The sequence below is a fragment of the Duganella radicis genome, assembly GCF_009720825.1.
Taxonomy (GTDB): Bacteria; Pseudomonadota; Gammaproteobacteria; order Burkholderiales; family Burkholderiaceae_D; genus Rugamonas; species Rugamonas radicis.
In genome coordinates this window covers 86,194-97,816 of sequence record NZ_WNKY01000021.1, presented here as the reverse complement: position 1 = coordinate 97,816, position 11,623 = coordinate 86,194, and the positions used below count along the sequence as shown (strand labels likewise).

General features: G+C 64.5%; 11 protein-coding genes. 7 read left to right on the top strand and 4 right to left on the bottom strand.

The genetic code is table 11. The features are described from left to right. The coding region (locus GM676_RS32985; RefSeq protein ID WP_155465393.1) for a transposase at nt 1–433 on the top strand (433 nt) is incomplete at its 5' end. Between the two features lie 104 nt (nt 434–537). Here the strand turns inward: GM676_RS32985 and maiA are convergent. Both maiA and GM676_RS18830 read right to left on the bottom strand, forming a co-directional pair. Next, nucleotides 538–1,182 (bottom strand): maleylacetoacetate isomerase, encoded by a 645-nt coding sequence (gene maiA, locus GM676_RS18835; RefSeq protein ID WP_155465392.1) that lies wholly within the window; start codon nt 1,180–1,182, stop codon nt 538–540. Beyond that, entirely contained in the window at nt 1,182–2,204 is a 1,023-nt protein-coding gene (locus GM676_RS18830; RefSeq protein ID WP_155465399.1) for a fumarylacetoacetate hydrolase family protein, read from the bottom strand. The genes maiA and GM676_RS18830 overlap by 1 nt, the downstream gene beginning before the upstream one ends. An 86-nt stretch (nt 2,205–2,290) precedes the next feature. On the opposite strand from GM676_RS18830, the gene GM676_RS18825 reads away from it, so the two are divergent. The 3 genes from GM676_RS18825 (at nt 2,291) to GM676_RS18815 (ending at nt 4,457) form a co-directional block, all read left to right on the top strand. Beyond that, the gene (locus GM676_RS18825; protein ID WP_155465391.1) at nt 2,291–3,211 is read left to right on the top strand and encodes a LysR family transcriptional regulator; all 921 of its coding nucleotides are present in this window, start codon (nt 2,291–2,293) and stop codon (nt 3,209–3,211) included. A gap of 90 nt (nt 3,212–3,301) precedes the next feature. Beyond that, nucleotides 3,302–3,862, top strand: a complete 561-nt coding sequence (locus tag GM676_RS18820) for an NAD(P)H-dependent oxidoreductase (protein WP_155465390.1) — start codon at nt 3,302–3,304, stop codon at nt 3,860–3,862. 31 nt (nt 3,863–3,893) lie between these two features. After that, nucleotides 3,894–4,457 carry a gamma-glutamylcyclotransferase gene (locus tag GM676_RS18815; RefSeq protein WP_155465389.1) on the top strand — a complete coding sequence of 188 codons (564 nt, stop codon included), beginning with the start codon at nt 3,894–3,896 and terminating at the stop codon, nt 4,455–4,457. On the opposite strand, the gene GM676_RS18810 is transcribed toward GM676_RS18815, so the two are convergent. Next, nucleotides 4,449–5,597, bottom strand: a complete 1,149-nt coding sequence (locus GM676_RS18810) for a PA0069 family radical SAM protein (protein ID WP_155465388.1) — start codon at nt 5,595–5,597, stop codon at nt 4,449–4,451. The two genes, GM676_RS18815 and GM676_RS18810, sit on opposite strands and share 9 nt — an antisense overlap. A gap of 144 nt (nt 5,598–5,741) precedes the next feature. Between GM676_RS18810 and GM676_RS18805 the strand changes: the two genes are divergently transcribed. From GM676_RS18805 to GM676_RS18795, 3 genes are read left to right on the top strand one after another with little or no spacing between them, the layout of a single operon-like run. Continuing rightward, nucleotides 5,742–6,320, top strand: a complete 579-nt coding sequence (locus GM676_RS18805) for a DUF2760 domain-containing protein (protein WP_155465387.1) — start codon at nt 5,742–5,744, stop codon at nt 6,318–6,320. After that, the gene (locus tag GM676_RS18800; protein ID WP_371866288.1) at nt 6,317–8,161 is read left to right on the top strand and encodes an Hsp70 family protein; all 1,845 of its coding nucleotides are present in this window, start codon (nt 6,317–6,319) and stop codon (nt 8,159–8,161) included. Before GM676_RS18805 ends, GM676_RS18800 begins: the two co-directional genes overlap by 4 nt. Further along, nucleotides 8,158–11,007 carry an Hsp70 family protein gene (locus GM676_RS18795; RefSeq protein WP_155465386.1) on the top strand — a complete coding sequence of 950 codons (2,850 nt, stop codon included), beginning with the start codon at nt 8,158–8,160 and terminating at the stop codon, nt 11,005–11,007. The genes GM676_RS18800 and GM676_RS18795 overlap by 4 nt, the downstream gene beginning before the upstream one ends. Here GM676_RS18795 and GM676_RS18790 read toward each other — a convergent pair. Further along, the gene (locus GM676_RS18790; RefSeq protein WP_155465385.1) at nt 10,991–11,611 is read right to left on the bottom strand and encodes a tRNA-uridine aminocarboxypropyltransferase; all 621 of its coding nucleotides are present in this window, start codon (nt 11,609–11,611) and stop codon (nt 10,991–10,993) included. The two genes, GM676_RS18795 and GM676_RS18790, sit on opposite strands and share 17 nt — an antisense overlap. Nucleotides 11,612–11,623 lie beyond the last annotated feature (12 nt).

Below are 11,623 nucleotides of genomic sequence, written 5' to 3'. Positions count from 1 at the left end.
CAAGACACCCGGCGGCCGGCGGCGCAATCACTACGACAAACAACTGCGGCGAGTCACCGTGGCGCGCCCTGGCGCTGCGCCGCTCGTCTTTGCCACCAACGATTTGCAAAGCACGGCACTCGAAATTGCCCAGCGCTACAAGGAGCGCTGGGGGATCGAACTGTTTTTCAAATGGCTCAAGCAGCACCTGAAGATCAAGCGTTTCCTGGGGCGCAGCGAAAACGCCGTCCGTATCCAAGTACTGACCGCCCTCATTAGCTACTTACTCGTCGAGCTGCATCGCCAGCAAAGCTCGTCAAAGCAAAGCATGTGGGAATGCTTATGCGTTGTGCGAGCCACCTTATTCCAGCGCGTTGAGACTGAAATGTCCGCCTATCGGCGACGACGACAGGACAGGGCAACCATCGCGCACCTTCAGCCTTCACTCTTTTGAGACTATGTCAACAAAATTATTCCGGACACCAGTGGGCGCAGGCCGGAATCCGTAGGACTCGCGAGCTGTGTTATCGCATGCGTTCTACGGCCGGAATGACGGGCTTACTCCGCGTCCGGCTGCTGCGCTGGGTGGGCTTGCTGGAATGCCGGCAGCTTGCCGCAGGCGGCGTGGATGCGCATCACGGTCGGATAGGCCGCCATGTCCACATTGAAGCGCTGGGCGTTGAACACTTGCGGCACCAGGCAGCAATCGGCCAGAGTCGGCGTGTCGCCGTGGCTGTAGCGGCCGGTGCGCGGGTCGTTCGCCAGCAGAGCCTCCAGCGTTGCCAGCCCGCTGCGCAGCCAATGTTGCTGCCAGCCCAGCTTCACCTCTTCCGACACGCCGATCTGGCCGGTCAGATATTTCAACACGCGCAGGTTGCCAATCGGATGCGCGTCCGCCGCGATGCTCAGCGCCAGCGCGCGCACGCGGGCGCGGCCGGCCGGATCTTGTGGCAGCAGCGGTGTTTGCGGATGCGTCTCTTCCAGGTATTCGATGATGGCCAGCGACTGGCCGATCACATTGCCGTCATCTTCCAGCGCCGGCACCAGCAACGACGGGTTGACGGCGCGGTAAGCGTCGCCCAGCTGCTCGCCGCCATTGCGCAGCAGATGCACCGGCACGGCGTCGTAGACGATACCTTTCAGATTGAGCGCGATCCGCACGCGGTAGGCGGCGGAGCTGCGGAAGTAGGTGTAGAGCTTCATCAGTGGCGCTCCTTGTAGTGGGTGACGATCTGGTCGATGGCGCCGAAGATGCTGTTGCCGTCCTTGTCGTTCATCTCGATGCGCACGCTGTCGTCGAACTTGAGGAAAGGCGTTTGCGGCTTGCCGGTTTCGATGGTCTCGTACATGCGCACTTCGGCCAGGCAGCAGTAGCCGACGCCACCGTTGGCAATGCTGGAACCGTGCAGGCTGCCCTGCTTGTTGGACACGGTGCCGGAGCCGATGATGGTGCCGGCGCCCAGCTCGCGCGTCGCGGCCGCGTGCGCCACCAACTGGGCGAAGTTGAAGGTCATGTCTTCGCCGGCATTCGGCTTGCCGAACGGTTGCTGGTTCAACTGCACCAGCAACGGCAGGTGCAGCTTGTTGTCGGCCCAGTCGGCGCCCAGCTCTTCCGGCGTGACCGCCACCGGCGAGAAGGCGCTGGCCGGCTTGGACTGGAAGAAGCCGAAGCCCTTGGCCAATTCGTTCGGGATCAGGTTGCGCAGCGAAACGTCGTTGACCAGCATGACCAGGCGGATGGCCCTGGCCGCCTGCTCCGGCGTGGCGCCCATCGTCAGGTCGCCGGTGATGACCGCCACCTCGGCTTCCAGGTCGATGCCCCAGTCTTCGCTCAGCACGTAGATGGCGTCGCGCGGGCCGACGAAACTGTCGGAACCGCCCTGGTACATCAGCGGGTCGGTGTAGAACGAAGCCGGCACTTCGGCGTTGCGCGCCTTGCGCACCAGCTCGACGTGGTTGATATAGGCCGAACCATCCGCCCACTGATAGGCGCGCGGCAGCGGCGAGTGGCAGTACTGTTGATCGAAAGGCCTGGCGTCGGCACTGTCGCCCTTGTTCAGCGCGGCATAGATTTCTTCCAGGCGCGGCGCGACCAAGTCCCAGTTGTCCAGCGCGTGCTGCATGGTGGCCGAGATTTTCGGCACATGCTGGTAATGCTTGAGGTCGCGGCTGACGACAACCAGGCGGCCGTCACGGCTACCGTCTTTGAGGGTGGCAAGCTTCATCATGTCTCCAATTAGATGCCGGCATTAGATGATAGTTTCAGATATCATACAAATCATATTTTTCTTCTTATTTATCAGATTTCCCCATGAATCCCAGCCTGCGCCAAATGCGAGCCCTGGTGGCGCTGGCCAAGACCGGCAGCTTCACGCTGGCCGCCGCCCACCTGAACCTGACGCAATCGGCCCTCAGCGGCCAGATCAAGGAACTGGAGCAGATACTGGGCGTGCGCGTGGTTGAGCGTACCACGCGCAAGACCCAGCTTTCCGAACTGGGACGCGAACTGTATCCCTTGTTCGACAAAATGCTGCAAGACCTCGACCGCGCCATGGGCGACATCGCCAGCCGCAAGGCGCTCAAGCAAGGCTCGGTGCGGGTGGCGGCGCCGCAAATGCTCTCCTGCACCATGCTGCCGGAAGCGATCGCCGCCTACCGCGCGCGCCATCCCGAGGTGCAGGTGCGGCTGACCGACTGCCCGCTGGAACAGGTGTCGGCGCGGGTGTTCAGCGGCGAGGCCGACTTCGGCATCGGTCCCGAGCGCGACGCCACCGCCGAGATCGAAGCCCAGCCGCTGTTCGAGATGCCGTTCGTGGTGGTCTACCCGCCCGGCCACGAGCTGGACCGGCGCAAACGCATCACCTGGAGCGACGTCAACCGCTACCCGTTCATTTCGCTGCAAGGCCAGTTCACCGAGCGCCTGCTGCGCGATGTCCATGTATCCTTCCGCGCCCTATCGCTCAGCCCGTACAACGAGGTTGCCTTCATGACCACCGCCCTGGCCATGGTGCATGCCGGCCAGGGCATTACCGTCTGCCTGCCCTACGCCGAAAAAATGGTGCAACTGTACGGCCTGAAAATGCGTTCGCTGGAAGCGCCCGCGCTGAGCCGGCGTTTCTTTGTCTACACCCGCAGCGTGCGCGCGCTTTCCCCGGCGGCTGAGAGCTTCATGTCATTTATGCATGAATTCGTCGGCGTCCACGAGTGGAATTTGCCGCTGACAGCCAACTGAATCAACTCGCTTACAAATTATTTCAAATAAGAAAACATTTTTGCCAAAAATTCATTGTGGAAGCGCTTTCATATTGTGTATCCTTCATTGATGAACATTTTGCACATCGACTCCTGCGCCCTCGGCGACCACTCCAGCTCGCGCCAGGTGACCTCGGCCGCCATGACCGCGCTGACGGCCGCCTATCCGCACGCAACTGTCCTCTACCGCGACCTCGCGGCATCGCCCCTGTCCCACGCCAGCGGGCCGCTGCTGCAAGTCATCAGCCAGCGCTGGGATGCCGACATTCCCATGCATGCCGAGTTGCGCGCCGAAGCACTGCAAAGCGCCTCGCTGATGCAGGAGTTCCACGAAGCCGACATCATCGTGCTGGGCGCGCCCATGCATAATTTTTCCGTGCCATCGACGCTGAAAGCGTGGCTGGACCGGCTGCTGGAACTGCCCAGTGCCGACAACACGCGCCGCGAGGTGCGCCTGCTGCTGGTGACGGCCGGCTGCGGCGCCCTGAAAGTGGCCGCCGCCGACCAGTTGATGAACTATCACCAAACCCAGCTCAAGGCCGCCTTTGCGTTCCTCGGCATCGAGCGCGTGAAGGTCATCACCGGCATGGACGACCTGCCAGCAGCACTGGATTTCCGACACGCCGCCTGATAGCGCTAACGCTGTTTTATAATGCATCATCATGACTGCGAACACCATCGCCATCAATCAACAGATGGACAAGTTTGACGGCCATCACAGCGTTTGGCTGTTTGGCTACGGCTCCTTGATCTACAAGGCGGACTTCCCCTACCTGCAACGCCGGCCGGCCAGCATCCGCGGCTGGACGCGGCGCTTCTGGCAGGGCTCGCACGACCATCGCGGCACGCCGGAAGCGCCGGGGCGCGTGGTCACCCTCATCGAAGAGGCCGGCGCGGTCTGCCACGGCATGGCCTACCTGATCACGCCGGAGGTGTTCGCCCATCTCGACCATCGCGAAAAGAACGGCTATCTGCGGCTGGCCACGTCCATCGCCTTTGAAGACGGCGATGAAATCGAAGGCCTGGTCTACATCGCCACGCCGGACAACACCGCCTTCCTCGGCGCCGCCTCCGAACAGGAGATTGCCGCCCACATCGCCCGGTCGTCCGGACCAAGCGGGCCAAACAGCGACTACCTCAACCACCTCGCCACCGCGCTGCGCGAGCTGGGCCGCCACGACCAGCATGTGTTCGACATCGAGCGCCATCTGGCCGCGCTAAAATAAATCCATCTGCCCCGCCTCGGCCGCCGCCCTGGCGCGCGCCGGCGCCACCACCGGCCGCACGAACTGCGACGCGTCCATGCGGTGAAAGCGGCTGCCATGTCCCGTCAGCCCCAGACGCTCGCTGGCGATTTTCACGCGCTGGCGTATCAGCTCCGCCCACACGCCCTCGCCTTTCATGCGGGTGGCGAAATTGCTGTCGTAGTCTTTGCCGCCGCGCATTTCGCGCACGCGGTTCATCACCCGCTGCGCCCGCTCCGGGAAGTGCGCTTGCAGCCATTCCTTGAACAGCGGCGCCACTTCCCACGGCAACCGCAACACGGTGTAGTGCGCGCTCACCGCGCCGGCTTCCTTGACCGCCTCCAGTATCCGTTCGATATCCGGCTCGGTGATGAACGGAATAATGGGGGCGATGCTGACCGCCACCGGGATGCCAGCCTCGGTCAGCGTGCGGATGGTGCGCAGGCGGCGTGCCGGTGCCGCCGCGCGTGGTTCCAGCGTGCGGGCGATGGCCGGGTCCAGCGTGGTCAGGGTGATGGCCACGCCGGCCTGCTGTTTGGCCGCCATCGGCGCCAGCAGGTCGATGTCGCGCTCGATCAGCGAGGACTTGGTGATCAGGCCCACCGGGTGCTGGCATTCGTGCAGCACTTCCAGCACGCGGCGGGTCAGCCTGAGCTGGCGCTCGCAGGGCTGGTAGGCGTCCGTATTCACGCCCAGCGCGATCGATTGCGGTTCGTAGCCGGGCCGGGCCAGTTCCTTGCGCAGCATTTCCGGCGCATTGATCTTGGCGAAAATCTTGCTCTCGAATTCCATCCCCGGCGACAGCCCCAGATAACTGTGTGTAGGCCGTGCAAAACAATAAATACAACCGTGCTCGCAGCCGCGATAGGGATTCAGCGATACACTGAAGGGTAAATCCGGCGAAGCATTGCGACTGAGGATGGACTTGCATATCTCCTCCGTTACCTGTGTTTTGACCGGCCGCGTTTCCTCCTCCTCGCGCTCCCAGCCGTCGTCATAGGCTTCACGCGCGTTGAGTTCGTAACGGCCCTGCAAGTTCGACACCGCCCCACGCCCTTTTTGCGCCTTGAGCGATGGCGGCGGCAGCATTACCTGCTCTTGATTGTTTTCATCGTGGGACATGGCTGGATCCAAATACTGTATATACATACAGTATTCTAGGCGCTCCAAACCGCCATATCAAGGGAAATATCAAGTATCATGCCGGGCTTCGCCGCAACGCGCGTCCGGCGCTGCGTTCGGCAACCTTACACAGTGAGTAAATACATGACCAATTCGAGCCAACCTTTGCCGTCTTTCTTCAGCCGGATTTCGATCGCGATCGGCGCCTTCTTCCGCGCCCTGTCCGACGCTGAATATGCGGCCCGCCTGACCCGCATCGACGACGCACCACAACCGGCAGCCGCGCCGGTGGCGCCGGCCCCTGCGCCCGCTCCGGCCCCTGCGCCGGTGACGTTACGCGTCGCCACGCCAGACGCCGCCCTGCAACTGCTGTCGCTGTTCCAGCGCGAAGCGCGCCTGATCGACTTCACGCAGGAAAATCTGTCGGCCTACTCCGACGCCGATATCGGCGCCGCCGCGCGCGTGGTGCACGAAGGCTGCGCCAAAGTGCTGAAAGAACACTTCACCATCCAGCCGGTGCGCAGCGAGGCCGAAGGCAGCCGCATCGAACTGCCGGAGGGCTTTGACGCCGCCGCCGTGCGCCTGACCGGCAACGTGGTCGGCAAGGCGCCGTTCAAGGGCACGCTGAGCCATCGCGGCTGGCGTTCGGCCGAGGTGCGCCTGCCGAAACTGGCGGAAGCGCACGACGCCTCCATCCTGGCGCCGGCGGAGGTGGAACTGTGAGCGATCCTCGTTACGCCATCGGCATCGACCTTGGCACCACGCACAGCGCGCTGTCGTATGTGAACCTGCAAGCCAGCGACGGCGAGAAAACCCAGCACGGCGTGCTGGCCATCCCACAGCTGACCGCACCGGGCACGGTGGAAGAACTGCCGTTGCTGCCGTCCTTCCTGTATCTGCCGCATGCCGAAGAACTGGCGCCGGGCGAGAACAATCTGCCGTGGCAGCAAAGCGCGGAAGAACTGACCGGCGTGGCCGGCGAGATGGCGCGCAGCCGTGGCGCCACCACGCCGATTCGCCTGGTCTCCAGCGCCAAGAGCTGGTTGAGCCATCCGGGTGTGGACCGCCGTTCGGCACTGCTGCCCAGCGACGCGCCGGAAGAAGTCTCGCGCGTATCGCCGCTGGACGCGTCGACCCGCTACCTGACCCACCTGCGCAAGGCATGGGAGCAGGCACACCCTGACGCGCCGTTCGGGGAGCAGGCGGTGACGGTGACGATTCCCGCATCCTTCGATCCGGGCGCGCGCGAACTGACCGCCGATGCGGCCCGCGCCGCCGGCTACACCAACCTCACGCTGCTGGAAGAACCGCAGGCCGCTTTGTATAGCTGGATTCAGGGCAGCGAAGGCCGCTGGCGCAAGGAAGTTAAACCGGGCGACATTATCCTGGTGGTCGACGTGGGCGGCGGCACCAGCGACTTTTCGCTGATCGCCGTGCTGGAACGCGATGGCGTGCTGGAACCGCATCGCATCGCGGTGGGCGATCACATTCTGCTCGGCGGCGACAATATGGATCTGGCGCTGGCGCATCTGGTGGCGCGCAAGCTGGCCGCCAACGGCACGCAGCTGGACGCATGGCAGATGCGCGCGCTGACCTACGGCTGCCGCACCGCCAAGGAAAAGCTGCTGGCCGATGAAACCGTGGCGACATGGCCTATCGTGGTGCCGAGCCGTGGCTCGAAGCTGATCGGCGGTTCGATTCGCACTGAGCTGACGCGCGAAGAAGTGTCGACCTTCATTCTCGACGGCTTCTTCCCGCAAGTGGAAGCATCGGCGCGTCCAGCCGTGCGCGCGCGCGCGGGCCTGACGCAGCTTGGCCTGCCGTACGCGCAGGACGCCGGCATCACGCGCCATCTGGCCGCGTTCCTCGCACGTCAGGTTGGCGCGACGGCGGAGCTGGAAGGCTACGCCGGCAAACAAGGTGCCGACGCGACGTTCTTGCATCCGACCGCGGTGCTGTTCAACGGCGGCGTGTTCAAGTCGGACCTGCTGGCGCAGCGCATCATGGGCACCATCAACGACTGGTTGTATCTCGAAGGCGCGGAACCTGCGCGCATGCTGAGCGGCGCCGATCTGGATCTGGCGGTGGCACGCGGTGCGGCTTATTACAGCTACGTGCGTCGCGGCAGCGGCGTGCGCATTCGTGGCGGTACGGCGCGTTCGTACTACGTGGCGATCGAGTCGGCCATGCCGGCGATTCCGGGCATGGAGCCGCCGATTCAGGCGCTCTGCGTGGCGCCGTTCGGCATGGAGGAAGGCAGCGAGATCGAGTTGCCGAACCAGGAGTTTGGCCTGGTGGTTGGTGAGCCGGTGCAGTTCCGCTTCTTTGGTTCTTCCGTGCGCCGCCAGGACCAGATTGGCGATCTGCTGGACTTCTGGGGCCCGGATGAGCTGATCGAGATGAACGAGATTCAGGCCAATCTGTCGCCGGAAGGCCGCCAGGCCGGCGATGTGGTGCAGGTGCGCTTGCATGCCATGGCGACGGAATCCGGTACGCTGGAACTGGCCGCTGTAGCCAATGACGGCCAGCGCTGGAAGGTGGAGTTTGACGTTCGCAGCGCATGAGTAAATACGTCGTCAGCATCGATCTTGGCACCACCAATACGGTAATGGCCTATGCGGAAGCCGGCAGCGCCGAGATTCGGCTGTTCGATATCGATCAGCTGACGGCGCCCGGCGAGATTGGTGCGGCGGCGTTGCTGCCATCCTTGCGCTATCACCCGGCGGATGGCGAGGTGGCGGACGGCGATCTTCAGTTGCCCTGGCGGGCGGAGGATGTCGCCGGCGTGCGGCAAGTGGTCGTCGGCCGTCTGGCGCGCAAGCTCGGAGGGCAGGTGCCGGGCCGGCTGGTGGCCAGCGCCAAGAGCTGGCTTTCGCATCCGCAGGTGGATCGCATGGCGCCGATTCTGCCCTGGGGTGCGGAGGCGGACGTGGCCAAGGTGTCACCGGTGGCGGCCAGTGCTTCGTATCTGGCGCATTTGCGTCATGCATGGAATGTGCGCTTTGCGGCGCATCCGCTGGAAAAGCAGCAAATAGTACTGACCATTCCCGCGTCGTTCGATGAGGGCGCGCGTGCGCTGACCCTGGAAGCGGCGCGCATGGCGGGATTGCCTTCGTTGCGATTGTTGGAGGAACCGCAGGCGGCGTTTTATGATTGGCTATATCGCCAGCGCGATGTCCTGGGCGAGCAGTTGGCCGATACGCGGCTGGTGTTGGTGTGCGACGTCGGCGGCGGCACCACCGACTTCAGCCTGATGAAAGTCGATGCCGTCGATGGTGCGCCGGCCATCAGCCGCATCGGCGTCGGCAACCACCTGATCCTCGGCGGCGACAACATGGACCTCGCCCTCGCTCACTTGGTCGAATCGCGCATGGCCGGTGGCGAGCCGGCGCGCCTGTCGGCGGCGCGGCTTTCGCAGTTGGCGGAGCGCTGCCGTGCGGCGAAGGAGTTGCTGCTGGCGGCCGATGCGCCGGAGCGCACCACCGTCACGCTGCTGGGCTCCGGCTCACGCCTGATCGGCGGCTCGCGCTCCGCTGACCTGACGCGCGACGAGGTCACGGCCCTCGTCGTAGACGGCTTCTTCCCGTTCAACGAAACGCAAGAGCCGGCGAAACGCGCGCGCGGCGCGATCATCGAATTCGGCCTCCCCTACGCCAGCGATGCCGCTATCACACGCCATCTGGCCGGCTTCCTGCGCCAGCACGCCGCCGCCGCGCGTGAAGCTCTCGGCCTGCCCGCCGACAGCACCATCATCCCAATCCCGGATACGCTGCTGCTCAACGGCGGTGTATTCCGCGCCGACGCACTGGCGCGCCGCCTGGAGGCCACGCTGGCAGGCTGGCGCCAACAGGCGCTGCGCGTCCTGCACAACGACAACCCCGACGTCGCCGTGGCACGCGGCGGCGTCGCCTACGCGCTCGGTCAATCGGGACAAGCGCCAGTGATCGGCGGCGGCTCCGCGCGCAGCTACTTCCTGCTGCTGGACGACAGCGGGCCAGCCGACAAGCCACGCCGCGCCATCTGCATCCTGCCGCGCGGCGCCGCCGAGAACAAAGAACTGCTGCTGGCCGACCGCACCTTCGCCCTCCGCCTTGGCCGGCCAGTACGCTTCCACCTGACCTCCGCCACCGCCGACGCCCCACGAGCCGGCGACGTGGTCGAGCTCCAGCCGGACGAGTACATCCAGCTGCCGCCGATCGCCACCGTCCTGCGCGACAGCAGCGCCGCCGACGCGCGCAAGGAAATCCCCGTCCAACTGGCCGCTACACTGAGCGAAGTCGGCACGCTGGAAGTCCACTGCGTTGCCAAGGAAGGCCAGCAACGCTGGCTGCTCGAATTCCAGCTACGCGGCGACACCACGCCCGAAGCCGAAGCCATCGACGAAGCGCCAATGCCGGCCGGCCTCGCCGCCGCCATCGAAAAAATCGACCGCATCTTCGGCAGCCGCGCGCAACAAGTCGACATCAAGGAAGTGAAGCAACTGCGCACCCAGCTCGAACACCTGCTGGGCAGCCGCGAGAGCTGGACCACGCCTGTGCTGCGCCGCCTGTTCGACACCCTGATGGAACGCGCCAAAGGCCGCCGCCGCTCGTCCGAACACGAACGCGCATGGCTTAACCTGAGCGGCTACTGCCTGCGTCCTGGCTTCGGCCACACGCTGGATGAATGGCGCATCGAACACCTATGGGCCATGTTCGAAACCGGCGTCCAAAACCACAAGGATAGCCAGGTCTGCGCCGAATGGTGGACGCTGTGGCGCCGCGTCTCCGGCGGCTTGAGCGTGGCAGCGCAATTGCGCGTGCTGGACGATTTCGCCTTCAACGTGCAAGCCGATGCCGCTGAACGCGGCCGCCGCCCCGTCACGCTGGTCAACGGCAGCGAGGAAGACATGTTGCGTTTAGGCGCATCGCTGGAACGCATCCCCGGCAACTACAAGGCCGAAATCGGCGCCTGGATGCTGGAGCAGCTGCATAAAGCCACCAAGGCCGCAGGCAAAGCCGCCGCCGACAAAACCCGTAACGGCGCCGCCAATCTGGCCAAGGCCGAAGCCACGCAAGGCCGCTTCCTGTGGGGATTGAGCCGCGTCGGTGCGCGCCAGCCCTTCCATGGCAGCGCGCATGATGTGGTGGACACCGCCACCGTCGAACAATGGCTGGACGCGGTACTGGGACTGGATTGGAAGAAGGTGGAACCGGCCGGCTTCGCGGCCTCGCATCTCGCCCGCATGACCGGCGACCGCTCGCGCGACATCAACGAAGCCCTGCGCGCCGAAGTGCTGCGCCGCCTGAACGCCGTCGGCGCGCCGGCCAACTGGAGCGCCATGGTGCGCGAGGTGGTACAGCTCGACCAGGCCGACGAAAAACGCATGCTGGGCGACGCCCTGCCGCCGGGTCTCAAACTGATTTCGTAACGTAATTCGCCTGCTGCGCGACAAAGCCGTCAAAGGCGTCGATCAGCGGATTGAATTTGTTTATATCGTTTTCCAGCTGCGCCAGCGCGTACACCGTGGCTTCCAGCGTGGACAGCTGGTCCGGCAAGTGTGCCTTGCGGATCAGGTAATGCGACGGCGGCGTATCGCGCAGTGGAAGGCGCGGCAAGGTTTGCAGCAGCGGATTCAGATACAGCATCTTGCGGCTCTTGCGCCAGGTCCCGTCCAGCACCACCAGCCGTAGCGGCCCGTCGAGCCAGGCGGCATCGAAGGACGGCGGCCGCGCCAGGCCGCGCGATGCATCTTCCGTATCCGGGTACAGCAGCACGTTGCGCCGCTCCGGCGAGAGCAGCGCTTGCAGATGCCGCGGCTCGAACGTCTCGCCCACTTCCAGCCGGCTATTGGACAAGCTCAAATGCAGCAGACGCGCGCTGCCCTTGGCATTGCTGACTTCCATGGGATGTTGAAGTATCAGGACTTCCACCTGATTAGGCAGCGCAGTCACCCAACGGCATATGCAGGTCTGCTGTGGACGGAGACACGCGGCGCACACTGCGCGCCGCGTGGATAGCTTGGCGGTATTCATAGACCGCCATTG